Origin of the sequence: Streptomyces sp. NPDC004609 (assembly GCF_042873655.1) — a bacterium.
GTDB lineage: Bacteria > Actinomycetota > Actinomycetes > Streptomycetales > Streptomycetaceae > Streptomyces.
Genome location: NZ_JBIALS010000029.1, coordinates 44,682 through 69,915 on the forward strand (window position 1 = coordinate 44,682; position 25,234 = coordinate 69,915).

The 25,234-nt window shown below is 71.7% G+C and carries 24 protein-coding genes; 4 read left to right on the forward strand and 20 right to left on the reverse strand.

Annotated features, from left to right (window positions below; all coding sequences use genetic code 11):
• Window positions 1-4: 4 nt before the first annotated feature.
• The 12 genes from ACFYT4_RS25865 to ACFYT4_RS25920 all read right to left on the reverse strand — a co-directional run bounded on the left by ACFYT4_RS25865 (window position 5) and on the right by ACFYT4_RS25920 (window position 11,773).
• On the reverse strand, window positions 5-973 hold the full coding sequence (locus tag ACFYT4_RS25865; protein WP_389273614.1) for a glutamate ABC transporter substrate-binding protein: 969 nt from the start codon (window positions 971-973) through the stop codon (window positions 5-7).
• Window positions 974-988: 15 nt separating this feature from the next.
• On the reverse strand, window positions 989-1,735 hold the full coding sequence (locus ACFYT4_RS25870; RefSeq protein WP_389273617.1) for an amino acid ABC transporter ATP-binding protein: 747 nt from the start codon (window positions 1,733-1,735) through the stop codon (window positions 989-991).
• A 198-nt stretch (window positions 1,736-1,933) separates the two neighbouring features.
• On the reverse strand, window positions 1,934-2,374 hold the full coding sequence (locus ACFYT4_RS25875; RefSeq protein WP_389273620.1) for a DUF6278 family protein: 441 nt from the start codon (window positions 2,372-2,374) through the stop codon (window positions 1,934-1,936).
• Between the two features lie 58 nt (window positions 2,375-2,432).
• The gene (locus tag ACFYT4_RS25880; RefSeq protein WP_389273623.1) at window positions 2,433-3,212 is read right to left on the reverse strand and encodes an exodeoxyribonuclease III; all 780 of its coding nucleotides are present in this window, start codon (window positions 3,210-3,212) and stop codon (window positions 2,433-2,435) included.
• Window positions 3,213-3,361: 149 nt separating this feature from the next.
• Window positions 3,362-3,988: an MBL fold metallo-hydrolase gene (locus ACFYT4_RS25885; protein WP_389273626.1), complete on the reverse strand. Its 627-nt coding sequence runs from the start codon at window positions 3,986-3,988 to the stop codon at window positions 3,362-3,364.
• A gap of 12 nt (window positions 3,989-4,000) precedes the next feature.
• Window positions 4,001-5,299, reverse strand: coding sequence for an alpha/beta fold hydrolase (locus tag ACFYT4_RS25890; RefSeq protein ID WP_389273629.1), 1,299 nt, complete (start codon window positions 5,297-5,299; stop codon window positions 4,001-4,003).
• Window positions 5,300-5,370: 71 nt separating this feature from the next.
• The gene (locus ACFYT4_RS25895; RefSeq protein ID WP_389273633.1) at window positions 5,371-5,949 is read right to left on the reverse strand and encodes a hypothetical protein; all 579 of its coding nucleotides are present in this window, start codon (window positions 5,947-5,949) and stop codon (window positions 5,371-5,373) included.
• 241 nt (window positions 5,950-6,190) lie between these two features.
• Window positions 6,191-7,351, reverse strand: a complete 1,161-nt coding sequence (locus ACFYT4_RS25900) for an ROK family glucokinase (protein ID WP_389273636.1) — start codon at window positions 7,349-7,351, stop codon at window positions 6,191-6,193.
• 366 nt (window positions 7,352-7,717) lie between these two features.
• Window positions 7,718-8,530 (reverse strand): ATP-binding cassette domain-containing protein, encoded by an 813-nt coding sequence (locus tag ACFYT4_RS25905; protein WP_389273639.1) that lies wholly within the window; start codon window positions 8,528-8,530, stop codon window positions 7,718-7,720.
• Entirely contained in the window at window positions 8,527-9,585 is a 1,059-nt protein-coding gene (locus ACFYT4_RS25910) for an ABC transporter permease (protein ID WP_389273642.1), read from the reverse strand. Before ACFYT4_RS25910 ends, ACFYT4_RS25905 begins: the two co-directional genes overlap by 4 nt.
• Complete coding sequence (locus tag ACFYT4_RS25915) at window positions 9,582-10,595, reverse strand: sugar ABC transporter substrate-binding protein (RefSeq protein ID WP_389273645.1); 1,014 nt, start codon at window positions 10,593-10,595, stop codon at window positions 9,582-9,584. The genes ACFYT4_RS25910 and ACFYT4_RS25915 overlap by 4 nt, the downstream gene beginning before the upstream one ends.
• 380 nt (window positions 10,596-10,975) lie before the next feature.
• A complete protein-coding gene (locus ACFYT4_RS25920) occupies window positions 10,976-11,773 on the reverse strand; it encodes a GntR family transcriptional regulator (protein WP_389273648.1) in 798 nt (265 codons plus the stop codon).
• 77 nt (window positions 11,774-11,850) lie between these two features.
• Between ACFYT4_RS25920 and ACFYT4_RS25925 the strand changes: the two genes are divergently transcribed.
• A complete protein-coding gene (locus tag ACFYT4_RS25925) occupies window positions 11,851-12,855 on the forward strand; it encodes a Gfo/Idh/MocA family oxidoreductase (protein WP_389273651.1) in 1,005 nt (334 codons plus the stop codon).
• Between the two features lie 86 nt (window positions 12,856-12,941).
• On the opposite strand, the gene ACFYT4_RS25930 is transcribed toward ACFYT4_RS25925, so the two are convergent.
• From ACFYT4_RS25930 to ACFYT4_RS25940, 3 genes are read right to left on the reverse strand one after another with little or no spacing between them, the layout of a single operon-like run.
• Window positions 12,942-14,117, reverse strand: a complete 1,176-nt coding sequence (locus ACFYT4_RS25930) for a cytochrome P450 (RefSeq protein ID WP_389273654.1) — start codon at window positions 14,115-14,117, stop codon at window positions 12,942-12,944.
• Between the two features lie 24 nt (window positions 14,118-14,141).
• Window positions 14,142-14,822, reverse strand: coding sequence for a response regulator (locus ACFYT4_RS25935; protein WP_389273657.1), 681 nt, complete (start codon window positions 14,820-14,822; stop codon window positions 14,142-14,144).
• Window positions 14,819-16,099, reverse strand: a complete 1,281-nt coding sequence (locus ACFYT4_RS25940) for a sensor histidine kinase (protein WP_389273660.1) — start codon at window positions 16,097-16,099, stop codon at window positions 14,819-14,821. Before ACFYT4_RS25940 ends, ACFYT4_RS25935 begins: the two co-directional genes overlap by 4 nt.
• Before the next feature lie 145 nt (window positions 16,100-16,244).
• On the opposite strand from ACFYT4_RS25940, the gene ACFYT4_RS25945 reads away from it, so the two are divergent.
• On the forward strand, window positions 16,245-16,457 hold the full coding sequence (locus tag ACFYT4_RS25945) for a hypothetical protein (protein ID WP_389273663.1): 213 nt from the start codon (window positions 16,245-16,247) through the stop codon (window positions 16,455-16,457).
• A 426-nt stretch (window positions 16,458-16,883) separates the two neighbouring features.
• Here ACFYT4_RS25945 and alc read toward each other — a convergent pair whose 3' ends face one another.
• Both alc and allB read right to left on the reverse strand, forming a co-directional pair.
• Entirely contained in the window at window positions 16,884-18,014 is a 1,131-nt protein-coding gene (gene alc, locus ACFYT4_RS25950) for an allantoicase (protein ID WP_389273666.1), read from the reverse strand.
• Window positions 18,015-18,016: 2 nt separating this feature from the next.
• Window positions 18,017-19,381 (reverse strand): allantoinase AllB, encoded by a 1,365-nt coding sequence (gene allB, locus ACFYT4_RS25955; RefSeq protein WP_389273669.1) that lies wholly within the window; start codon window positions 19,379-19,381, stop codon window positions 18,017-18,019.
• A 411-nt stretch (window positions 19,382-19,792) separates the two neighbouring features.
• Here allB and ACFYT4_RS25960 point away from each other — a divergent pair, with 411 nt between their 5' ends.
• On the forward strand, window positions 19,793-20,602 hold the full coding sequence (locus tag ACFYT4_RS25960; protein WP_389273672.1) for an IclR family transcriptional regulator: 810 nt from the start codon (window positions 19,793-19,795) through the stop codon (window positions 20,600-20,602).
• 54 nt (window positions 20,603-20,656) lie between these two features.
• On the opposite strand, the gene ACFYT4_RS25965 is transcribed toward ACFYT4_RS25960, so the two are convergent.
• The 3 genes from ACFYT4_RS25965 to ACFYT4_RS25975 form a co-directional block, all read right to left on the reverse strand.
• Entirely contained in the window at window positions 20,657-21,346 is a 690-nt protein-coding gene (locus ACFYT4_RS25965) for an alpha/beta hydrolase (protein WP_389273675.1), read from the reverse strand.
• A gap of 364 nt (window positions 21,347-21,710) precedes the next feature.
• Entirely contained in the window at window positions 21,711-22,028 is a 318-nt protein-coding gene (locus ACFYT4_RS25970) for a DUF5955 family protein (RefSeq protein WP_389273678.1), read from the reverse strand.
• A 120-nt stretch (window positions 22,029-22,148) separates the two neighbouring features.
• Window positions 22,149-24,200, reverse strand: a complete 2,052-nt coding sequence (locus tag ACFYT4_RS25975; protein ID WP_389273681.1) for a protein kinase — start codon at window positions 24,198-24,200, stop codon at window positions 22,149-22,151.
• A 181-nt stretch (window positions 24,201-24,381) separates the two neighbouring features.
• Between ACFYT4_RS25975 and ACFYT4_RS25980 the strand changes: the two genes are divergently transcribed.
• Complete coding sequence (locus tag ACFYT4_RS25980) at window positions 24,382-25,035, forward strand: NTP transferase domain-containing protein (protein ID WP_389273774.1); 654 nt, start codon at window positions 24,382-24,384, stop codon at window positions 25,033-25,035.
• The last annotated feature ends 199 nt before the right edge of the window (window positions 25,036-25,234 follow it).

Below are 25,234 nucleotides of genomic sequence, written 5' to 3' on the forward strand. Positions count from 1 at the left end.
CTCCTCAGCTCGCCGGGTAGCGGTCGATCGGGGGCGGCTGCGGTGCCGGCACTCCGGAGAGGCCGAGGGTCGCCTCGTACGCCTTCTTCCAGTTGCCGTTCTTCTCGTTGGCCTCCAGGGCGTCGTCGATGGCGAACCGCAGGGCGTTGTCACCGCGCGGGACGCCGATGCCGTACGGCTCCTCGGAGAAGGGCTTGCCGACGACCTTCAGCTCCTTCGGCGCCTTGGCCGCGTATCCGATGAGGATGGCGTCGTCGGTGGTGACGGCGTCGACCTGGTAGGTCAGCAGATTGTCGACGCAGATGGAGTAGGTGTCGTACGAGACGAGCTCGGCCTGCGGATAGTCCTGCTGGATGCGCTGGTAGGGGGTCGACCCGGAGGCCGAGCAGACCCGCTTGCCCGCGAGGTCCTGGGGGCCGTTGATGTCGTTCTCGTCCGCCCGTACCAGCAGGGACTGTCCGGCCATGTAGTACGGGCCCGCGAATCCGACGAGCTTCTTGCGGTTGTCGTTGATCGTGTACGTGCCGACGTAGTAGTCGATCTGGCCGTTCTGGAGCGCGGTCTCGCGATTGGCCGAGGCGATCGTGCGGAACCTGATCCTCGCGGGGTCGAGGCCGAGCGAGGCGGAGACCATGCGGGCGATCTCGATGTCGAAGCCGGAGTAGCGGCCGGTCGCCGGGTCCTTCTCGCCGAGATAGGGCTGGTCCTCCTTGACGCCGACGACGAAGTAGCCGCGCTTCTTCGCCGCGCGCCAGGTCGGGGAGTCGTCGAGCCGGAAGGAGGTGTCGACCTGGTACTGCGGCAGCTTGTCGGTCTGCGGGCCCTTGACGGGCGGGCTGCCTTCCTTGCCGCAGGCGACGGCGGCCAGTGCGGTGAGGATGAGCACCGCCGTCACGAGTGCGCGGAAGGCGCGCCGGGTGTGCGGGGCGCGCGGCGCGCGTCCGGTGTGCGGGGCGCGTCGGGTACGGAACATCGTCGGTCCACCCCGTCAGTGCTTGAGGATCTTGGAGAGGAAGTCCTTGGCACGGTCGCTCTCCGGGTGGGTGAAGAAGTCCTCCGGGGCCCGGTCCTCGACGATGCGGCCGTCGGCCATGAAGACGACCCGGTTGGCGGCGGAACGCGCGAAGCCCATCTCGTGGGTGACGACGACCATGGTCATCCCGTCCCGGGCGAGCTGCTGCATCACCTCCAGGACCTCGTTGATCATCTCGGGGTCGAGCGCCGAGGTGGGCTCGTCGAAGAGCATGACCTTGGGTTCCATGGCGAGGGCGCGGGCGATGGCCACGCGCTGCTGCTGGCCGCCGGAGAGCTGGGCGGGGTACTTGTCGGCCTGCGAGGCCAGTCCGACGCGTTCCAGCAGCTCGCGGGAGCGCAGGTCCGCGTCCTCCTTCCGCCGGCCCCGGACCTTGACCGGCGCGAGCGAGACATTGGCCAGCACGGTCCTGTGGGCGAAGAGGTTGAAGGACTGGAAGACCATTCCGACGTCGGCGCGGAGCCGGGCGAGGCCCTTGCCCTCCTCGGGCAGCGGTTCTCCGTCGATGGTGATGCGGCCCGACTCGATCGTCTCCAGCCTGTTCACCGTGCGGCACAGCGTCGACTTGCCCGAGCCGGAGGGGCCGATGACCACCACCACCTCCCCGCGCCCGACGGAGAGGTTGATGTCCTGGAGCACGTGCAACTGCCCGTAGTACTTGTTCACATCCCGCAGCTCGATCAACGGATCGACGACGGCCATACGCTGCCCTGCCCCACTCTCGCTGGTGTCGAGGTCAGCGCAAACTATCCACCCCAATAAGGGACTTCACGCACGACACGCATAAATGGGGCATAAGCCGTATTTATTGGCTGCCGTATCAGCGCGTGCACGGGCGTCATCAGCTCGTGTACGGGCCGGGCAGCTCGCGCAAGGGCCCGGGGGCACGCGCGCGGCGGGTCAGGCCTCCGCGGCCTCGGCGTAGACCTGGGACAGTTCGGGCGCGCCGTGGACCGCCCAGTCCAGTCCGGCCTCGACGACGCCGATCTCCCGGCCGGAGGCGAGCCGCACCACGGGATGGCCGCCCGGCCAGACGTACCAGGAAGCGCCCGGGATCGTACGGACGATCACGGTGCCCAGATACAGGCCCGCGTCATTGCCGATCCAGGGCAGCTCCTCCGGGTCGTCGCGCCAGCGCGGCGGCAGCTGGTCCAGGGCGGCCAACGAGGCCGGGGAGTCGTCCAGTTCGAGGCCGAGCCGCTCCACTCGGACACGCAGCAGCTCACACTCCGCGAAGAGTTCGGCGATGGCCGCCGCGCGCTCCGGGTCGTCCTGGGCAGCGGCACGCTCCTCCTCGGTGCCGTGCCGCTTGAGCCAGTTGTCCAAGAAAGGGATGTTCATACCAGTCAGCCTCGCATCCACCAAGCCCTGCGCACCACAGGACGCGCGCCGGGAAACGTCAGATGTCCAGATCCACCACGACCGGCGCATGGTCCGAGGCACCCTTGCCCTTGCGCTCCTCGCGGTCCACATAGCCGTCCTTGACCGCTCCGGCGAACGGTCCGTTGCCGTACACGAGGTCGATGCGCATGCCCCGGTTCTTCGGGAAGGCCAGCTGACGGTAGTCCCAATACGTGAACGGGTGGTCGTACTTGAGCGGCCGGGGCACCACGTCCGACAGGCCGGTCCCCCGCAGCGCGGCGAGCGCGGCCCGCTCGGGCTCGGTGACATGCGTACTGCCCTCGAAGACGGAGCGGTCCCACACGTCCTCGTCGGCCGGGGCGATGTTGAAGTCGCCGAGCACCGCGAACGGGCGGGCGCCGGACGCGTCCTCGCCCACCGCGGACTTCAGCGCGTCCAGCCACTTCAGCTTGTACGTGTAGTGATCATGGGTGACCTCGCGCCCGTTGGGCACGTAGACCGACCAGAGACGGACCGGGCCGCAGGTCGCGGAGATCGCGCGCGGCTCCTGTACTCCCCCGTACTCCGGACCGCCGGGCAGGCCCTTGACCACGTCCTCCAGGCCGACGCGGGAGATCAGCGCCACACCGTTCCACCTGCCGTCGGCTTGGACCGCGCACTCGTAACCGATCTCGCGCAGCTCACCGCCGGGGAACTGCTCGGCGGTGCACTTGGCCTCCTGGACGCAGAGCACATCGGTGCCGCTGCTCTCCAGCCAGGCCAGCAGGCGGGGCAGCCGGGCGGTGATCGAGTTGACGTTCCATGTGGCGATGCGCATGGGTGAAGCCTAATGCCGGGGTCCGACAGTCACGTCCGGCGGCGGGCCGACCGCCGGGTCCGGGCGACGGGTCCGGGTCGCCCGGGGCAGACGGCGGGCGCGCGGGACGCGACCGTGCGGGCGGAGGACGGACGGGCCGACGCGGGCGGTCAGACGTCGGTGCTCTGCCCCGGGTCCAGCCGCTCGTGGTCCGCGCGGCCTAGGGTGCCCAGGTGCCGGTCGTACACGGGCCGGGCCAGATCGGTGAGCAGGGCGTCGTGGATGTCGACGGTGAGGCGGGGTTTCACCTCCCGTACGTAGTCGATCACCTCGGAGATCTTGTTCCACGGCGCCTGCACGGGGACCATCAGCGTGTCCACCGCGTGACCGGGCACGGTGAGGGCGTCCCCGGGGTGGAAGAGCGAACCGTCCACCAGGAAACCGATGTTGGTGATCCGCGGGAGATCCGGGTGGATGACCGCGTGCAGTTCGCCGTGGACCTGGACGTCGAATCCCGCCGCCGTGAACGTGTCGCCGTGGCCGACGGTGTGGACACGCCCCGGGAAGGCCGCCGAGAGACTCCCGGCGACGCTCCGCAGGGTCCAGACCTCGGCCCCGGCCTCCAGGGCCGCGCGGACCCGGCCCTCGTCGTAGTGGTCGGCGTGCTCATGGGTGATCAGCACGGCGTCCGCGCCCGCTGCGGCGTCCTCCTCGCTGAACCCCCCGGGGTCCACGACCAGGGTCGCCCCGTCCTTCTCCAGCCGGACACACGAGTGCTTCTTCTTGGTGAGCCTCATGCCTCCATCCTGCTACGGCCTGGGGGTGGTCTCCTCCTGGATCACGGCGTGGGCGACGGCGAAGGCGGAGTTCGCCGCGGGGACACCGCAGTAGACGGACGTATGGATCAGGATCTCCTTGATCTCGCCGGGGGTGAGCCCGTTGCGCAGGGCGGCGCGGGTGTGGACCGCCAGCTCGTCCAGATGTCCGCCCGAGACCAGCGCGGTCAGGGTGATCACGCTGCGGGTGCGCCGGTCGAGGCCCTCGCGGCTCCAGACCTCGCCCCAGGCATAGCGGGTGACCAGGTCCTGGAAGTCGGCGGTGAACCCCTCGGCCCCGGCGGTCGCGCCGTCCACATAGGCGTCGCCGAGCACCTCCCGGCGTACCTTCATGCCCGGTTCGTACGGGTCCGGGCGGCCGGACACCACCGGTTCGGGCGCGGCGGGCGCGATCTCCGCGATCGGGGTCACCGGCGCGGAGACCGCGGGCACCGGGACGGAGACGCCCTGCTGGACCGGGATCGCGGACAGGGTGTCCTGCGGGGACCCGGCGAAGTGCCCCACCAGCAGGTCGGTGACGGCGGCCGGCTGCTCCACCGGCGCGAGATGCGACGCACCGGGCACCAGCGCGAGCCGCGCGTCCGGGATCCCGGCGACCAGCGTGCGGGCCTCGGCCGGGCCGGTCACCTGGTCCTCGGAGCCGACGAGGACGAGGGTCGGGACCCCGATACGCCCGAGCTCGGCCCGGACGTCGAAGGCCGCGAGCGCCTCACAGGCGGCGATGTAGCAGCCGGGGTCGGTCGTCCGCACCATCTGGACGGCCCACTCGACGATCGCGGGCTGGGCGGCGGCGAAGCCCCCGGTGAACCAGTTCTCCGGGGCGCTGCGGGCCATCGGTTCGAGGCCGTTCGTCCGCACGACCACCCCGCGCTGGCGGAACTCGTCGGCCGTCCCGAACCGGGGCGAGGCGGCGACCAGGGCGAGGGAGGCGACCCGGTGCGGATGGCGCAGCGCCAGGTCCATCCCGATCGCGCCACCGATGGAACAGCCCGTGTAGCCGAAGCGCTGGATTCCGAGACCGTCGAGGGTCGCGAGCAGCCGGTCGGAGAGTTCGGCGACGGCGCCGGCCGGATGGGCGGGGGCACCACCGTGGCCCGGCAGGTCGTACCGCAGGATCCGCCAGTCACGGGCCAGATCGGCGATCTGCCTGTCCCACATGTGCCACGTCGTCCCGAGCGAGGGCCCGAGGACGAGCACGGGTGCGTCGTCGGGGCCGTCGATCCGGTACTGCAGGGTCTTCGGGTGCGTCTGCGTCTCACTCACCCGCTCCACGGTAGTGACTCATGGTGTGGAGCGCGGAGGCCACCCCTCGGTCATCCCCGATCGCTTACGGTCGTACTCGATCAGGGAGTGGTGGTGGAAACGACATACACCCAGGGGCGGTCGGTTTCGGTCAGATCGACGGTGATGTGCTGGGTCGGCCGCGGCTTCTTCTGCGGATTGGTGGTCCCGAACCAGTCCCGGCGGCCCGGCGAGAAGTCCCAGCCCGCCTTCTCCGCGTCACGCGGGGCGATGGCGACCACCCCCTCCTGGAGCGCGGCCCGGCTGCTGCCGATGTCCTCCAGGAAGAGGTCGAGCCCCGCGGAGGTCGTCCTGAACTGCACGTACAGCCTGCTGGTCTTCCAGTTGCTGGTCTCGTAGTACTTGACCTTCTTGGAGTTCGGGGGGATCGGGACCTCGAAGACCCGTCGCTTCATCTGCGACGGCCACTTGCCCACCAGGCCGGTGGCCGAGGACTCGGCCGCCTTGTCCCGCCCGCTGGCGCGGCTCTGCTCGGCGGAGACCACGAGATATCCGGCCGGAATGCCGACCAGCAGCACGATGATGATCGCCGTCAGCCAGCGGCGGATGATCATGTGCCGCCGTCCTTCGGGCGGCCGGAAGCCGTCGTCGGGCGGCGCGGACTGTCGGGGCACGGTCATGACGGGGGGTTCCTGCGTGGGAGCGGGTGGAAGTGAAGTCTACGGGGAGCGCGCGAGCGAGACGGGCGCGGTTCCCGCCGTCGCTCCCGGGGAGGGCTCCCGACCGGGGTGTTCACCGGGGTCCACGCGAGCCGCTCGGGCAGGGGCGCCGGGGTGCTCCAGAGGCGGGGCGCTCCGGGGCTGAGGCGCCGGGGCGGGGCGGGGCCGCTCCGCGGCGCCGGGGCGCGGGCCGCCCGACGGGCTACGGCTCCCGGGCCGGGCGGGGGGTGGTGGAGTTGCGCAGGGCCTGGGCATAGCGCTCGTACCGCTCATGGCGTTCGACCCGGCGGCGGTTGGCGCGGCGGAAGCGGCGGGCCACCAGTCGCGCGAGATCGGCCGCGCCGACCATACCGGCCTCGGGGCCCAGCTGCGCCTTGGCGATCCTGGCCTCGGGACGGTAGCCCCGGCCCGTCAGATGCCGGCGGAAGGCGTCCCGCGCGGGCCCGATGAGCAGGTCGTCCGCCGCGCTGACCCCGCCGCCGATGACAAAGCACGACGGGTCGAGCGCGGCGGCCAGATTGGCGATACCGACGCCCAGCCACTGCCCGATGTCCTGGAACAGCTCCACGCACATGGCGTCGCCCTCGCGGGCCAGCTCCGTGATCAGCGGTCCCGTGATGTCACCGACATTGCCGCCGACCCGGTCGATCAGGCTGTGCGCGACCGGTGAGTCGGCCGCGGCCAGCTCCCGCGCCTCGCGCACCAGGGCGTTGCCGGAGCTGTACTGCTCCCAGCAGCCCCGGTTGCCACAGGGGCAGCGATGGCCCCCGGGCACGACCTGCATATGCCCGAACTCGCCCGCGACTCCGTACTTGCCCCGCTTGACCCGACCGTCCTCCAGGATCGCGCCGCCGATACCGGTACCGAGCGTGATCATGACCAGATGGTCCTCGCCCCGGCCGGCGCCGAAGCGCCACTCGGCCCAGGCGGCGGTGTTCGCGTCGTTGTCGACGAGTACGGGCACGGCGAGGCGGGCCGAGAGCGCGTCGCGCAGGGGCTCGTTGCGCCAGGCCAGATGGGGGGCGAACAGCACCTTCGAGCGGTCCGCGTCCACCCAGCCCGCCGCGCCGATGCCGACGGCGTGGACGTCGTGGCGGTCGGAGAGATCGAGGACGAGTTCGCAGATCGTGTCCTCGACGACCTTGGGACTCTTGGACTTGTCCGGTGTCTCCGTACGGACCTTCTCCAGGATGATCCCGTCGGCGTCGACGACTCCCGCCATCACCTTCGTCCCGCCGATGTCGATCCCGACGGTGGGCACGCGCGGCGCGGTCAGATGCGACCGCCGCTCGCGCGTCCCGACGGTACGCAGGACGGTTGCGCGGGCGGAGCCGCGGTGCGAGAGGTCGCGGTAGGTGCTCATGTCCCTGCGGGGTCTCGGGGTCGGGGGTAGGTGGTGGGTGGGCCCACCGGAGCCCTGATTCTGCCACTAAGGGCTGTCCCGCGATCCCTGGTGGATCAGCGCGCGGCGTCGGATGCGGTGCGTCGCAAGGCGTCGGGTCGACCTCATACCGGGCGTATCTGGGCGATTCAGTAGTGCAGCGAGATGCCGTAGCTGTCGTCGTGCGCCCGCCGGGGAGTGCGGGACAGCCCTCTCAGGGCCCGAGCGAGGAGCAACCCGAGCCACCCGCACCCGGGGCCCGGGTGCGTCCTCGGATTCCGGGCGGGCCGGGGTGGGGGGAGGCGGGGAGCGGGGCGTGCGTGCCCGTAGCGGGACGAGGGACGCGGGCTATGCGGAGCCGCCGAGCTGGCGGGGGGCCGGGGCGCGCGAGAGCTCGTGGCGGAGGTCCTCCAGCTCGCTGCCGCCCGCCATCTGGCGTGTGAGCTCGTCCAGGGTCACGGTGTCCTTCGTATGGCTTCCCGACATCGTCCCGCGCTTCAGCAGGACGAAGCGGTCGCCGACCATGTACGCGTGATGCGGGTTGTGCGTGATCAGGACGACGCCGAGCCCCGCGTCCCGCGCCGCCGCGACGTACTTCAGGACGACCCCGGACTGCTTCACCCCCAGCGCCGCCGTGGGCTCGTCCAGCACGAGGACCTTCGCGCCGAAGTACACCGCGCGGGCGATCGCGACGCACTGCCGCTCTCCGCCGGAGAGCGTTCCGATCGGCTGGTCGACATCGCGGAGGTCGATCCCCATCCGGAGCAGTTCCGCGCGCGTGGTCTCCCGCATGGTGCGGACGTCGAGGCGTCTGAAGGGCCCCGCCCCCTTCACCGGCTCGGAGCCGAGGAAGAAGTTCCGCCACACCGGCATCAGGGGGACCACCGCCAGGTCCTGGTAAACGGTGGCGATGCCCCGGTCGAGGGCCTCGCGCGGCGAGGAGAGCCCGGTCTCCTCGCCCTCGATGGAGAACCTGCCCGCATCGTGCCGGTGCAGCCCCGCGACGATTTTGATGAGCGTGGACTTGCCGGCGCCGTTGTCGCCGAGGACGCAGGTGATCTCCCCGGCGTGGACCTCCAACGAGACACCCTCCAGGGCACGGATGTTCCCGTAGTACTTGCTGACCCGGTCCAGTTCGACCAGTGCGGGCCGGTCGCTCATCGTGTCGCCTCCGACCTCTTGCGGACCCATGCGTTGAGCAGGGTGGCCAGGAGCAGCATCGCTCCCAGGAAGAACTTGAACCAGTCGGGGTTCCACTCCGCGTAGACGATCCCCTTGCTGGTCATGCCGAAGATGAACGCCCCGACCGCCGAGCCGATGGCGGAGCCGTACCCGCCGGTGATCAGACAGCCGCCGATGACCGCCGCGATGATGTACGTCAGCTCATTGCCGACGCCCTCGCCCGACTGCACCACGTCGAACGAGAACAGCAGATGCTGGCCGGAGACCCAGGCGGCGAACGCGACGCCCGTATAGAGGCCGATCTTGGTCCTGGCGACCGGAACACCGACCGCGCGCGCCGCGTCCGCGCCGCCGCCGACGGCGAAGATCCAGTTGCCGAACCGGGTACGCAGCAGGATCCAGGTCGCCAGCGCGACCAGGGCGAACCACCAGAGGATGGTCACCTTGAGGGTGACATCGCCGATGACCAGTTCGGAGGCGAAGATCTTCTTCGCCGACGCGAAGCCCGCCATGTCGCTGATGGAGTCCGTGGAGACCCGGCCGGTGATCAGCTTGGTGAAGCCGAGGTTGAGGCCGGTCAGCATCAGGAACGTACCGAGCGTGATGATGAAACTGGGCAGCTTCGTCCGGGCGAGCAGAACTCCGTTGAAGACGCCGATCGCCAGTGTGACCAGCAGGGACACCAGGACGCCGACCCAGACGTTCGCCGTCATCTGATAGCTGAACATCGAGGAGATCAGGGCGGAGCTGGTGACCAGCACACCGGCCGAGAGATCGAACTCGCCGCCGATCATCAGCAGGGCGACCGGTACGGCCATGATCCCGATCGTGGAGGCCGCGTACAGCACGGTCGAGAAGCTGGACGCCTGGAGGAAGGAGTCGGCGACGAGCGAGAAGAAGACGAAGACGGCGACGGCTCCGACGACGGAGCCCAGCTCGGGTCTGCCCATCAGCCCGCGCAGGGGCGAGGTCCGCAGCAGGCGCTCGTCGCCGCCCGTGTCACGCGTGCCGGCCGGTGGTGCGGTCGCGCTCATCGGGTCCCCCGCTTCGTGTAGTCCTCCAACCGGGCCGCGCTGTTCCTGGTGACGATCTCGGGTCCGGTGAGGACGGGCCGCCCGCCGCCGAGGACATCGTCGTTGTAGCGGTGGAGCCACAGCAGATCGACGGCCTCGTACCCCTGGAGATAGGGCTGCTGGTCGACGGCGAAGCCGAGGGTGCCGGCCTTGAGGGCAGCCGCCACCTTGGGGTTGAGGTCGAAGGTGGCGATCTCGGCCTTGCTGCGGGCGGTCTCCTTCGCCCGGACGGCCGTGTCCGCGAAGGGCGCGCCGAGGGTGACGACCGCGTCGATGGAGCGGTCGGTCTGGAGCTTGGCCTCGATGGACGCCTGGACGTCGGGCATGTTGGTGCCGTCGACGTACAGATTCTGCATCTCCCCGCCGAACGTCTTCTTCGCACCGGCGCAGCGCTGCTCATGGCCGACGTTGCCCTGCTCGTGCAGGACGCACAGGGCCTTCTTCCGGCCGCGCTCGTCCAGCTCGTCGCCCACGGCCTCACCCGCGACGGTCTCGTCCTGGCCGATGTGGGTGATCGCGCCGTAGGCCGCGGACTGCTGCGAGCCGGAGTTCACCGTGATCACGGGGATTCCGGCGGCGACCGCCTTCTTCACGGCGTCCTTCATCGCGTCCGGCTTGGCGAGGGTGACGATCAGCCCGTCGACCTTCTTGTCGATCGCGGTCTGGACGAGCTGGGCCTGCTGCTGGCCCTCGTCGCTCTTGGAGTAGAGGAAGTTGATGTTGTCCTTGGCCGCTGCCTCGGTGGCGCCCTTCTGGACGATGTCCCAGAAGGTGTCGCCCTCACCCGAGTGGGTGACCATGGCGAAGGTCCAGCGGGGCGTGCTCACCGCGGCCTTTCCGGCGGTGGTCTGGGCCTTACGGGCGTCCGCCGCGCGCTTGCCGCCGGTGCTGCTGCATCCCGCGAGAGCTGCCCCGAGCACCGTCGCCAGCAGCGCGCCCAGCACGCGTGCCCCTGTTCTTGCCCTTGCCACGCTGCCGTGCCCTTCTTGCCGTACTTCTTGATGCGGCCGGGGGCGAGAGGTCGCGCCCCGGCCGCCCAAGTATGTGTCACGGCAGGTCGGAGGGTTGGCATGGGGTGCGCGGGGCGCCTCGTACGGCACCGTCGCACACGCGTTCCCCCACACGCCGGAGCGCCGATCCTCCCGCACACCGGGCCGCTCGTGCCCGTGCCCACCGGGGCGGGGGGCTTCCGGGGCCGATGCGCAACGGGGTGCCGGATGGGCCCGGAGCGGCGGCGGTGCGCTCACCGGCGGGGGCGGCGCGCCCACGGGCAGCGCGCGCAGGGGGCAGGCGAGCTGACGGGCAGCACACGCTTACGAACAGTGCGGGTGCGCTCAGGGACAGCGCGCGCTCAGGGGCGTACGAGAAGCTGGAACTCGAAGGCGTACCGCGAGGCGCGGTAGATGTGCGAGCCGAACTCGACGGCCCGTCCGGTGTCGTCGAACGTGACGCGCTCCATCGTCAGCACCGGTGCGCCCTCCTCCTCGCCGAGGATCTCGGCCTCGCCGGCGGTGGCCGCCCGCGCGCCGACGGACTGCCGGGCGCTGTGCAGGGTGATCCCGGCGGCCCGCATCATCCGGTACAGGCCCGTGGCCTCCAGCTGTTCGGTGCCACAGGCCAGCAGTCCGGCGGGCAGCTGGTTCGCCAGGAGGGCCATGGGCTCCCCGTGGGCGTACCGCAGCCGTTCGATCGACCGGACCTCGCCGCTCTCGGCGATACCGAGGGCGGCGGCGGTCCGGGTGCCCGCCGGGTTGACGGTGTTGCGCAGGACGACCGTCGCGGGCCGCTGTCCCGCGGCCTCCAGGTCGTCGTAGAGGCTGCTCAGCTCCAGCGGGCGCTTGACCTGGGAGTGCACGACCTGGGTGCCCACCCCTCGGCGCCGCACCAGCAGGCCCTTGTCGACGAGTGACTGGATGGCCTGGCGCACGGTCGGGCGGGACAGCCCGAGCCGCCCGGCCAGCTCTATCTCGTTGCCGAGCAGGCTGCCGGGAGTGAGGGCCCCGCGCTCGATGGCCGATTCCAGCTGCTGGGACAGCTGGAAGTAGAGCGGGACCGGGCTGGTGCGGTCCACGCTCAGCTGGAGCGACAGGGACGCGTCCGTCTCTGATCTGGGCTGCTTGGGCACGGGGTGAGCGTAATCGCCTCTCATGTTGACGGGAAGTCGTGAAGTTCGGTTGTCAGGACAAAGTCTTGACAGGGTGGTCGGCCCGGCATCATTTTTGGCGCATGCGCATCGGACTCATCGGTACGGGCCGGATCGGCACCTTCCACGCGGGCGTACTCAGCCGCCACCGGGAGGTCGGCTCGCTGGTCGTGGCGGACGCCGACCCGGCGCGGGCCGCGGCCGTCGCCGAGCGGACGGGAGCGACGGCGGCGCCCAGCGCGCATGAGATCTTCGCGTGGGGCGTGGACGCCGTGGTGATCGCCTCGGCGACCGCCGCGCACGCCGAGCTGATCGGGCGCTCGGCCCGCGCCGGGCTCCCCGCGTTCTGCGAGAAGCCGATCGCGCTGGATCTGCCGGGCACGCTCGGCGCCCTGCGGGAGGTCGAGTCCGCCGGAACACTGCTCCAACTGGGTTTTATGCGCCGATTCGACGGGGGGTATCGCGTCGCCCGCGATCTGGTGCGTTCGGGGCAGCTCGGGCGGCTCCACACCGTGCGCGCGATCACCTCCGACCCGGCGCCGCCGCCCGCCGCGTATCTGCCACTCTCCGGAGGGCTCTACCGGGACTGCATGGTCCACGACTTCGACATCCTGCGCTGGGTGACCGGGCGCGAGATCGTCGAGGTGTACGCGACCGGTGCGGACGCGGGTCCGGCGATGTTCCGCGAGGCGGGTGATGTGGACACCGCGGCGGCGCTGCTGACACTGGACGACGGGACCCTCGCGACGGCGACGGCGACACGGTGCAACGGCGCCGGGTACGACGTACGCATGGAACTGGCGGGCGATCTCGACCAGGTGGCGGTGGGTCTGGACGACCGTACGCCGATCAGCTCGACGGAGCCGAAGGGGCCGCCGCCCGCGGACAAGCCGTGGCCCGGGTTCCTGGAGCGGTTCGCGCCCGCGTACGAGGCGGAGCTGGACGCGTTCGTCCGGCTGGTGCGCGGGGAGACGGAGAATCCGTGCGACGGGCGCGAGGCGCTGGCGGCACTGAGGGTCGCGGAGGCGTGCGAGCTGTCGCGGCGGGAGAGGCGTCCGGTACGGGTGGAGGAGATCGAGGTCGGCTGACCCCGCACCCGGAGCCCGTACCCCGTACCCCAGAGCCCGTACCCCGGCCCCGGCCCCGGCCCCGGTAGCCGGGCGGCCGGAGTTCGTCACCAGCGCAGCGGGAGCCTTCGTACGCCTCTGATCAGCATCCCCGGCAGCCAGTCGAGCGGGCCCGCCGACGGGTCGGGGGCCAGGTCCGGGCAGCGGGTCAGCAGGGACCTGAGGGCGATACGGGCCTCCAGGCGGGCCAGCGGGGCGCCCAGGCAGAAGTGGATGCCGTGGCCGAACGCGAGATGACCGCGGGTGTCGCGGCGGATGTCGAAGGTGTCGGGGGACGGATAGCGGGCGGGGTCGCGGTCGGCCGCCGCGAGACCGACGAGGACGATCACACCCGCCGGGATGACCACGTCGCCGACCGGGACGGGCTCCGTGGTGTACCGCACGGTCGCCGTCTCGACGGGCCCGTCGTAGCGCAGCATCTCCTCGACCGCTCCGTCGAGGAGGGAGAAGTCGGCGCGGAGATCGGCCAGTTGACCGGGGTGGGCGAGGAGTGCCCGTACGCCGTTGGAGATCAGATTCACGGTGGTCTCATGGCCCGCGATGAGCAACAGGAAGGTGAGGGCGCGCAGTTCGGCGGCCGAGAGACGGTCGTCGTCCTCGGCCCGGGTGCGGATGAGCGCGGAGAGGAGATCGCCGGAGGGGCCCTGGCAGCGCTTGTCCTCGATGAGTTCGTCGAGGTAGACGGCGAGCGCCTGGATCGCGGCACGGGACTCCTCGAACCCGGTCGGGGTCACGACCTCGTTGGACCAGGCGCGGAACGCGTCACGGTCCCCGGACGGAATGCCCAGGAGCTCGCAGATGACGATGATCGGCAGCGGGAACGCGAGGGCGTCCACCAGATCGCCGTGCCCGGCGGGAAGCATCACGTCGAGGAGTTCGTCGGTGATCTCCTGGACACGCGGAGCGAGCTGCTCCACCCGCCGCATGGTGAACTCGCGTGCGACGAGCCGCCGCAGCCTGGTGTGGTCCGGTGGGTCGACGACCAGCAGATGGGGGCCGATGACGTCCACCCCGAACATCTCCGCGCCCACCGAGGCCGCCGACTTGGACAGCCGTGGGTCGGTCAGCGCGGCCCGCGACTCCTCGTGGCCCACGATCAGCCAGAACGGCTCCCCCGGCACGCTGAACACCTCGTGGACGGGCCCCAGTTCACGCAGCGCCGCGTAGTGCGGATACGGATCGGCGTTGAAGCCCGGGTACGCACGCAGGTCGACGGCTCCCATCGGTTCAGCGTACGTCGGCCCGGCTCAGGGCTCGTCGTCCAGGAGGCCGGCGTCGTGGGCGAGGAGCGCGATCTGGACACGGTTGTTGAGGCTCAGTTTGGCGAGAATGCGGGATACATGGGTCTTCACGGTCGGAAGGCTCATAAAGAGCGCCGCGGCGATCTCCGCGTTGGACTGGCCGCGGCCGACCCCGACCGCCACCTCCCGTTCCCGTTCGGCCAGGGTGGCCAGGCGCTGCGCGGCCGTGGTTCTGCGCGGCTCGGCGGTGCCCCGCTCGTGCGCGCGGCCCGCGACGTGGCTCATCAACTGCCGGGTGACGGCGGGCGACAGGACGGGTTCGCCCGAGGCCACCCGGCGTACCGCGGCGACGATCTCGGCGGGCGGGGTGTCCTTGAGGACAAAGCCGGCGGCCCCGGCGCGCAGGGCCCTGAGCACCTGTTCGTCGGCGTGGAAGGTGGTGAGGACGACGATCTCGGGGGCGCCGGGTCTGCGGCGCAGCTCCTCGGTGGCGGTGAGCCCGTCGACCTCCGGCATCCGGATGTCCATCAGCACCACGTCGGGGGCGAGGCGTTCGACGAGCGCGGGGACCTCCGAGCCGTCCGCGCCCTCCCCCACGATCTCCAGGTCGTCGGCTCCGCCGAGCATGAAGGAGAGGCCCGCGCGCACGAGGGGATCGTCGTCGACGACGAGCAGCCGGATAGTCATGCCGCCCACGGTAGCCAGGCCCGGACACGGAAACCGCCGTCGCCGGTGACTCCGTGTTCGAGTCCGCCGCCCGCGAGCGTCGCGCGTTCGGTGAGTCCGATCAGCCCCTGGCCGGATCCGGGCACCGCCTCGATCTCGCCGTCGGGGGCCGGGTTGTCGATGCCGACGGTGAGCCCGTCGCCGGGCCGGCCGTCGACCGCGACGGTGACCTCCGTGCCCGGCGCGTGCTTACGGGCGTTGGTCAGGCCCTCCTGGGCGATGCGGTACACGGTACGGCCGATGGCGGCGGGGACGGCGGCGGGATCGCGGATGCGATTGTCGAGGGTGACCTTCATCCCGGCGTCCCGGGATTCGGCGACCAGCGCGTCCAGGGTGGCGAGGGTCGGCTGCGGGCGGTTGCCGCCGTCGCCGTCGCCCGGCGCCCGCAGGACGCCGATGATCTCGCGCAGGTCCTGGAGCGCGTCGTGCGCGCTCTCACGGATCACTCCGGCCGCCCGCGCGACTTCGGAGGGCGGCGCGTCCGGCCGGAATTCGAGGGCTCCCGCGTGGACGCTCAGCAGGGTCAGCCGGTGGGCGAGCACATCGTGCATCTCCCGCGCGATGGCCTCGCGCGCCAGGCGCTGTGCCTGCTCGGCGCGGAGTTCCGCCTCGGTCTCGGCCCGTCGCGCCCGCTCGCGCAGGGCGACGACGAGCTGCCTGCGGGCCCGTACGAGCATGCCCCAGCCGGTCACCAGCAGCAGGACGACCGCCCCGACGATGATCGAGGTCAGGGTGCTGGTGGTGGGATCGGGACGGACGAACGGCTGGATCGCGCCCAGGACGAGGGAGAGCGCGCCGACCATCGCGAGCGGCCGGAAGGGCCGGTGCACGGCGAGGCTGAACAGGCTCACCATGAGCGCGCCCGCGGAGGCCGGCGAGACGACCGTGATCACGGTCAGGACGATCGCGAGCTGGACGGGCCAGCGGCGGCGCAGCCAGATCGCACAGCAGGACGCCGCGCCCACCAACTGGTCGAAGAGGACGATCCCGTCGTTCTGGTTGATCTGGTCGCTGGCGTCGGCGGCGACCAGTCCGAGCAGCGCGGCGAAGAGAAAGGCGATGATGTCGACGACCCAGTCGCGCACGGTCCGCCGCGGTCGGCGCCCCCGGCGGCCGGACTTCCCGCCGGGGGGCCGGCCCGGCTTCCCCTCGGGCCGGCCCCCCGGCGGCGCCGGGTCGATCAGGCCCGGTTCCGCCATGGCCGAGGGCAGCAGCCAGGGGTACTCCGTACGCGTCATGTCGACAAAGTTACGCAGGCGGGATCCTTCCCGCTGCCCCTCGGAGGCCGGAAGCTACCAAAGTCGCGGGACCTGAGACTTTCGGCCCGGCGGCACATCCCGAGGGCCGACGCGCCGGTGCGGTGCGCGGGAGAAGGATCGTGGCATGAAGAAGTTGATCGAGACCACCGGCGGGCTGCTGGTGCTCGTGGGCGTGGCCGGCGTCATCCGGGAGCTGACGGGCTGGTTTCCTTTCCTGGGCTTCACGCGCTTCCTCACGGAGAACGTTGATTTCATGGAGGATCACGGCCTCTTCACCAATATCGTGATCGCCGTGGCGGGGGTCGCGGTGGTGATGGCCGCCGACGCCTGCAAATAGCCGCCGGGACAACACCTGTACGTGCCATGGGCACATGCTCCCCACCGGGGCCGGCGCGTACCCGGTGGGTGCCGTGCCGTGCGGGTGTCCGGTACTAGGGCGTGTATCGAAAGTCCCGCCTGGCCTGCGACGCCCAGCACGCACACTCGCTGCGTTGTCGGAATCACCCAAGTACGTCCAGTACGAGGGCGACCCTCCGCCTTGCGATTGCACGCACCGGACGCCGCAGGCCCCGCCCTCCGGGCGGACGGCGCTACTTTCGATACACGCCCTAGCGCGCGTACGCCGGTGCTCAGTACGAGCCGTACTCGGGGCGGCCCGCCAGTTCATAGCTGTGCACGGCCACGCCCGCGGCAGCCGGAGGCCGTACCGACCGGAGGCCCGGGGCCGCTCCGCCGGCGATCCCGGGGCGGCACCGGCCGGGCCTCACCCCCGCAGGGAGTCGTCCCGGGTGCGCAGTGCCGCCATCCCCTCCTCGGTCAGGCTGCCGAAGACCCTCAGCCGGGAGATCCCCCCGTCCGGGTGGATGTCGAGCCGGAGCTCGCTCCCCACCGCGACGGCGTCCAGCACGAAGCGATGGTTGGTGTCGGGCTGGAGCCCGGTCATGGGCAGGATCCGGACCCATTCGCCCTCCGGGCCGTCCCGCAGGGAGACCGAGGCCCAGCCCGCGCTGTTGCCCTTGAGACACGCGGTGTCGATCTCCATCGCGCGGATCCGGGACTGCCCGGCCAGCCGGTAGGAGATCCAGTCGTGGCCCGCGTCACGGCGGCGGCGGGTCTCCCAGCCCTCGTCCATCCTGCGGGAGCGGCCGGGCTGGATCGTGTGCGTGGCCGGGGAGTAGAAGCGGTCGGACGCGTCCTCCACCCGTCCGCCGTTCTCCAGCGCGACGAGGTCGAAGGTGCCGAGCGCGGCGAGCCACGCGGGATCGGGCGCCACCTCCCCGTACACCCGCAGGCGGGCGATTCCGCCGTCCGGGTGCTGGTTGACCCGCACATGGGTGAAGCTCCTGCGGACGGACACGGCGAATCCGTTCGCCGCGTGCCCGCCGACGGGCGTACGGGGGACGAGCGTCGTCCATGTCACGTCGTCCGCGAGGAGTTCCGCGGGCGACGGCGTCCCGGCGACCGCGGTCGCCTCGACGGAGACGGCGTACGGGTGGTTGCCCCGGAAGTGGGCGGTGTCGACGACGATCCCGTGGACGATCCCGGGCGCCCCCAGCCGTACGAGCGCCCAGTCGTGCTCGTCGTACAGGGGGTACGGGCGGGATGCCGAGGGCCCCCGGCGGCGTCGGGTCTCCCAGCCGTCCATGATCTTGCCCTTGTGGCCGAAACGCTCCGGGTCGAACTCCGCCGGGCCGGGCTTCAGCAGATTCTCGCGCTCGGCGAAGAACTCGTCGTTCGCGGCGATCACGGACGCGCCGAGCCGCCGGTCGGCGAGATCGGCGTGGTGGACGAAGGGGAACTCGGCGGTGCGGTAGTCGGCGTAGGGGTCGCCGCCCGGGTACGGATCGGCGGCGCCGGTGAACGAGGGGACGGCGGGAAGGACGGGGCTGGACATGTTCAGTTGTTCCTTTCGAGTAGCAGTCCGGCCGGCCCGGCCGGGAACGTGCCGTCCGCCATGACGCACCGGCCGCGCAGCCAGGTGGTACGGACGACCCCGTGCAGGGTTCTGCCCGCGTACGCCGTGACCTGGTTGCGGTGGTGGAGCCGGGCCGGATCGACGGTGAAGGCGGCGTCGGGCGCGAGCACCGCGAAGTCGGCGTCGCGTCCGGCCTCGATCGCGCCCTTGTGGCCCAGCCCGGCCAGCCGCGCGGGGGCGGCCGACATCCAGCGGACGACGTCGTCCAGGGTGTGGCCGCGCCGGCGGGCCTCGGTCCAGATCGCGGGGAGGCCGAGCTGGAGCGAGGAGATGCCGCCCCAGGCGGAGGCGAAGTCGGAGGTCTTCAGCGCGGTGGTGCAGGGCGAGTGGTCGGAGACGACGCAGTCGATGGTGCCGTCCGCGAGGCCCGCCCACAGGGCGTCCCGGTTGGCGGCCTCCCGGATCGGCGGGCAGCACTTGAACTCCGTGGCTCCGTCCGGGACTTCCTCCGCGGTGAGTGTGAGGAAGTGCGGGCAGGTCTCGGCCGTGATCCGGACGCCGTCGTCCTTGGCCGCGGCGATCAGCGGCAGCGCGTCGGCGGAGGACAGATGGAGGATGTGCACCCGTGCGTCGAGGCGCCGGGCGAGCCCGATCAACTGCTCGACGGCCCTGTTCTCGGCGTCCCGGGGCCGGGAGGCCAGGAAGTCGGCGTACTTCGGGCCCGGCCGCGGGGGCGTGAGACGGCGCGGGTCCTCGGCGTGCACGATGAGCAGTCCGCCGAAGCCCGCGATCTCGGCCATCGACCGTGCGAGCCGGTCCGGGCCCAGTTCGGGGAACTCCTCGACGCCGGACGGCGACAGGAAGCACTTGAAGCCGAAGACCCCGGCGTCGTGCAGCGCCCGCAGCTCCGGCACATTGCCGGGAACCGCGCCGCCCCAGAAGCCGGTGTCCACATGGGCCTTGTCCCTCGCCGCACGCTGCTTCGTCCGCAGATGGCCCACGGTCGTGGTGGGCGGCAGGGAGTTGAGGGGCATGTCGATCAGGGTGGTGACACCGCCGGCGGCCGCCGCGCGCGTGGCGGTCCAGAACCCCTCCCACTCGGTGCGGCCAGGGTCGTTCACATGGACATGGGTGTCGACGAGACCGGGGAGTACGGCATCGTCGCCGACGTCCTCCAGCCGGGCGCCGGCCGGGACCGCGGAGCCGTACGGCAGGACAGCGGCGATCCTGCCTCCCCGGACGGCGACCGAGGCGGCACGGGTTCCGTCGGGGGTGACCACCCGCGACGAGCGCAGGACGAGATCGACACCGCCCGAGCCGAGGCCGCCGACGTCCGTGTCACTCACGCCTGTGGCACCCGCGCCCGCGTCACTCACGCCTGTGGCACCCGCGCCCGTGCCACGCGCGTCCGTGCCCCTCACATCCGTGTCGCTCAGGTCCACATCGCCGCCCGTCCGCGTGTTCGCACATCCGACAGAATCAACGAACTGTTGAAGGAGTCTTCCCTCTGGGCGGTCGGGCCGTCAAGGGACGGAATTTCCATCAGGCGGAATGGGAATCCCGATCAGCAGAAGGTAGCGTTGTTCCACAGGTGCTCCACCCAGGTGCCGCCGCCCCGCCCGAGACGCTTCCCGACTCCGGACGGCCAGCGGACAAACACCCCCTGACCGGCGAGGACTCCGGCCGGGAGCGGTGTGCCGGGCGCCGCCGCCCGGTAGGCTGCTCCCTTGCCCGTCCGCCCGAAAGGACCGCCGCCCGTGCCGACGTCCAGTGCCGGCTCCGCCGACGCCGCCAAGACCACGACCAGCGGTGGTGTGCAGTCCCTGGAGCGCGCCTTCGATCTGCTCGAACGCATGGCCGACGCCGGGGGCGAGGTCGGGCTGAGCGAGCTGTCGGCGAGCAGCGGCCTTCCGCTGCCCACGATCCACCGGCTGATGCGCACCCTCGTCGCCTGCGGCTACGTCCGCCAGCAACCCAACCGCCGCTATGCGCTCGGCCCCCGTCTGATCCGCCTCGGCGAGTCCGCCTCCCGGCTGCTCGGCACCTGGGCCCGCCCCTGTCTCGCCCGGTTGGTCGAGGAGACGGGCGAGACGGCGAACATGGCGCTGCTCGACGGTGATGAGGTCGTGTACGTGGCACAGGTGCCGTCCAAGCACTCGATGCGGATGTTCACCGAAGTCGGACGGCGGGTCCTGCCCCACTCCACGGGTGTCGGCAAGGCCCTGCTCGCCGGCACCCCCGCGGACGAGGTACGGGCGCTGCTCGCCAGGACCGGTATGCCGGCCGCCACCGAGAAGACCATCACCACGCCCGACGGCTTCCTCGCGGCCCTGGAGGAGGTCCGGCGCACCGGTTACGCGATCGACGACAACGAGCAGGAGATCGGGGTCCGCTGTCTCGCGGTCCCGGTGCCCGACTCGCCGACCGCCGCCGCGATTTCCATCTCGGGTCCGGCGGGCCGGGTCACGGAGTCGGCCACGGAGCGGATCGTGCCCGTGCTCCAGGAGGTCGCCCGTGAGCTGTCGGCGGCGCTGGCGAACAACGGCTCGGCCACGGGCGCGGGTTGACGGTCCCGTACGGCCCGGTCCCCGGCCGCGTCCCACGGCGCGGTGCCGCCGGCGCTACGTGCTGTTCGCGGCCTCGTCGATGAGATCGGCCACGGCCTTGGGCTGCGAGGCCAGCGACGCATGACTGGCATCGAGTTCGACGATCTTGCGCGGGGACATCCGCCGGGCCATCCGTCGCTCGTTGTCGGGGTGGATCATCCGGTCGTTCGTCGACACCTGGTACCACACCGGCTTCTTCCGCCACGCGGGGTCCGTCACCTCGTCCCCGAAGGTCGAGGCGAGAGGGGCCTTCTGCGTGACGGCCATGACCAGCGCCTCGTCGGCGGACAGGTCCTGGCCGAAGCTCTCGCGGAACTTATCCTGTTTGATCCAGAGATAGCCGTCGGAGTCGGGGACGATGTTCTCGACTGCGGCCGGCGGGAGTTCCTGGCTGATTCCGCCCGGACTCTCCCCGGCGTCGGGCGCGAACGCGGCGATGTAGACCAGTCCGGTGACATTCGGCAGATCGCCCGCCTCGGTGATGACCGCGCCGCCGTACGAGTGGCCCACCAGCAGCACCGGGCCGTCCACCTGCTTGACCATTTTCCGGGTGCGCTCGGCGTCCTCGGCGAGCGAGGTGAGCGGGTTCTCCACCGCCCTCAGGGAGGTGTAGCCGCGGTCCTTCAGCTCAAGGATGGCCTTACCCCAGTGGGCTGCGCCGCCCCAGAATCCATGCACCAGGACGACGGTCGGCTTACTGGCCATGTTGGCACCTTCGTTTCGGTCTACGGCCTGTGGAACCCCCTTGGTTTCCACGCTATGACCGGCCTCTCGACCGTGCCACCGCAGGCGGCACCTGCCCGGCAGGTGACCGGCCGGGCAGGTGACCGCCGCACGGAGCGGGTATGCGGAACGCGCGGGCGGGGGCTCCGGCACACCACCCCGGAGCCCCGCCCCCGGGGCCATGGGACCCGGCACAGGACCTCCGTAAGCCGGTTCGGTGGCCGATGCGCCGAACGCCCGGGCCGATGGGCCGGACCGCCGCGCGGCGGCTCACGGCCGGTGTATCGATGCACGGCCGGCGCGGCACCTCACGGGCGACCGGCACCTCACGGGCCGGCGCGGCACTTCACGGCTGGCGCGGCACCTCACCGAACAGATCCACGGCCCTGCGCACCTGCAGCAGCGCGGGCGCGAGCGCGCTGACCGAGCCGATCGCGCCCGCGATCAGCAGCAGGGAGCGGCGCATTCTGGGGATCTCCGGGGCGCCGCCGGCCACCATCGCGGCCAGTACCGCCAGTTCGTCCTCGGCGACGTCCCGGTCGGAGAACCGTCCGGGGTGGGCCGCCAGTTCACGGCGCAGCCGTGAGACGGCGGCGTTCAGTTCCGCCGCCCTGGGGTCCTCCCCGCTCCCTGTCACCCGCGTCTGCCCCACGCTTCGCAACAAAGCTCTCCCCCTCACACACCCCCGGGACGGCTCGACGACACTCAGTCGATGCACAACCACCCAGAGTTGCGGGCAAGTTAACGCCATAGGAGGCAGTACGCGCCACTCCGCGGACCGAATTCAGGATGTCGGTTGTACGACATCCACCGCGTTGAGCCACACCGTGACATCGAGGGTGACAAACTTACTGGGGTCGGAATCAGGGGATTTGCCCTGGTAGGTAACGACGCCCACATGTCCGGAGTCGGTCAGAACGCAGAATTTCGAGCCCTTGGAGAGCACGTCGAGTTCGAGGTTCTGGGCGTACCGGGTCTCGCCGCGGCAGGTGGCGAGGTCCGGCTTCTGGCCGTTGCGCAGCAGGATGAGCCTGCCGTTCTCGACGTCGAGGCGCCCCAGGCTCCAGTCGTAGGAGACGTCGGAGTTGGAGTTGTCGTCGAGCGGCTTGAGCGGGTCGTCCCCGAAGGTGAGGTGGTAGCCGTCGACCACATTGAGGCCGGTGTACGAGGAGGGCTCCGGGTCCTGCACCGGTTCGGCGGGCTGCGAAGGCTGCTCCGACACCGAGGGATCCGGAGTGGGCCCGGACTCCGGCGTACTGTCCACCGGCTGCCGGGGGGCCTCGGAGGCCGCCACGGCGTCACCGGGCTTGCTGCTCCCCGTCTCCCCCTTGTCGTCCTTGTCCGACAGGGCCAGATACGCGCCGCCTCCCGCGAGCGCTCCGACGACCAGGGTGGCGGCGATGGCGATCGCGATGAACCGGCCGCGCTTCTTCGGGGGCGGGGTGGGCCCGGCGGGCGCGGTGGCCGCCCCGTACGGCTGCGCGGGCGCGCCGTACTGCGGGGTCGGGACCGTGGCGCCCTGGGGAACCGGCTGGGGATGCGGGTAGCCGTACGCGGAGGCCGGGGGCGGACCGAAACCGGGTGGCGGGGTCGCGGGGGCGGACACGGCGGTGGGGGTGGCGGTGACCGCCCGCGGGTCGCCCGGGGTGCCGGAGGCGGCGTCCTGCGGGGTCCCGGCGGCCTGCTCCGGGCCGGTGGCCGCGGCGGGGCTCCCGGCCTCGGGGGACGCCTGCGGGGCCGCGGACGGCGGCGGCTCGACGGGCGCCGGCGCTCCGCCGGGCGGCCCTGCGGGACCCGCCGCCGGGGCGCCGACGGGGGGCGCGGGCACCTGGGGGCCCGCGGCCGGGAGCGGCGGGGTCGCCGGCGGCGCGGGGACGTGGCCGGGAGCGGGGGCGGCCGGGGGCGCCGGTGTCACCGGCGGTGCGGGCGCGGCCTTGCGCGTACCGATCTCGGCGGCGACCACGCTCGGCAGCCACTCCTCCGGGCGGCGCAGCACCGTTTCGGCGTTGGCGCTCTGGCAGATCGTCAGCAGTTCGGCGACCGAGGGCCGCTCGTCCGGCTCCTTCGCCAGACAGCGGGTCACCAGCTCGTGGAGGGCCTCCGGTACGCCGGAGAGGTCCGGCTCCTCGTGCACGATCCGGTAGAGCACCCCGTGCGAGGTGCCCTCGCCGAAGGCGGCCCGTCCGGTGGCCGCGTATGCCGCGACCTGGCCGAGGGCGAAGATGTCGGTGGCCGGGGTGACCTGGCTGCCGGCCGCCTGCTCGGGGGCCATGAACGACGGCGTACCGATGGTGACACCGCTGCTGGTGAGCGAGGTGGCGTCGGCGGCGCGCGCGATGCCGAAGTCGATGACGCGCGGGCCGTCGGCGGCGAGCAGGACGTTCGCGGGCTTGAGGTCACGGTGGACGATGCCCGCGCCATGGATGACCTGGAGGGCCTCGGCGATGCCCGCGACCAGCAACAGCACGGTCTCGACCGGCAGTTTGCCGTGCTGGGCGACCGCGTCGGCGAGGGAGGGCCCGGGGACGTACGCCGTGGCGAGCCAGGGCTGTTCGGCGTCGGGGTCGGAGTCGATGACCGGCGCGGTGTACAGGCCCTGCACCCGCTGCGCGGCGTGCACCTCCTGGGCGAACCGGCGGCGGAACTCCGCGTCCTGCCCGAAGTCGGGCCGGATCACCTTGATGGCGACGGGCCGGCCGCCCGGTGTGTACGACAGATAGACCTTGCCCATACCGCCCGCGCCGAGCCGGGCGGCGAGCCGGTATCCGGCGACGTGCCGCGGATCCCCTTCACCGAGTGGCTGAAAGACCGTTCCCTGATGTGCGCGCCCACTCATCGATTTCTGTCCCCCACGGCGAACTACACGAACTGGAATGAGCACCTTACCCAAGGTCACCCGCCCCTCTCCACGCCGGACGACGGCCGCCGCGCGCACGGTCGCGGCCCGCCGCCGACGGTCCGTCAGCCACTCGCCGCTTCGCCCGGATTTGCGCTAGGGAGTCCTTATGACACACCCCATGACACCCCTGTCGAACCAGCCGTTGCCGGAGCCGCTGGGCGGACCGGTCCGGGGAGGTCCGGTGGTCGCGGGACTGCTGCTGGCCGCGGGCGGCGGACGGCGGCTCGGCGGACGGCCGAAGGCGCTGCTCCCGCACCGGGGCCGCCCGCTGATCGAGCACGCGGTCGAGGTGCTGCGCGAGGGCGGCTGCGGGCCGGTGCACGTGGTGCTGGGCGCGGAAGCCGACCAGGTGCGGGCCCGGACCGTGCTGCCGGACCTCCCCGGCTGCGTCCTGGTCGACCATCCCGGCTGGGCGGAGGGCATGGGCTCGTCGCTGCGCGCGGGCCTGGAGTCCCTCGCGGGCACGGACGCCGACGCGGCACTCGTCCTGCTGGTGGACCAGCCGGGGATCGGCGCGGCGGCGGTCTCCCGGGTCCGGGCGGCGTACGGCTCCCGTGACGCGCTGGCGGCGGCCTCGTACGAGGGGGTGCGCGGGCATCCCGTGCTCCTCGGCGCGCACCGCTGGCGGGCGGTCGCCCGGAGCGCGGCGGGCGACCGGGGCGCCCGCGCCTATCTGGCCGGGCACGCCTCGTCGCTGGTCCTGGTCGAGTGCGGCGATGTCGCGGAGCCGTACGACATCGACACGCCGGAGGACCTGGAACGGCTGGAGTGAGCCGCCCCGGGTGGCGGGCCACGGTCCGAGCGGGTGCGGGGACGGCCCCGCACCCGCGGCTGGTCGAAACGGCCCCGCACCCGCGGTGTGTCGAACCGCGGATTCTCGATATCAACAGACCTTGAACTTCCACGATGAGGAAACTAATATCCGATTCAGTCGCCCCCGCCGCCCGGGGGCCTTCGTACGCACCCGCGCA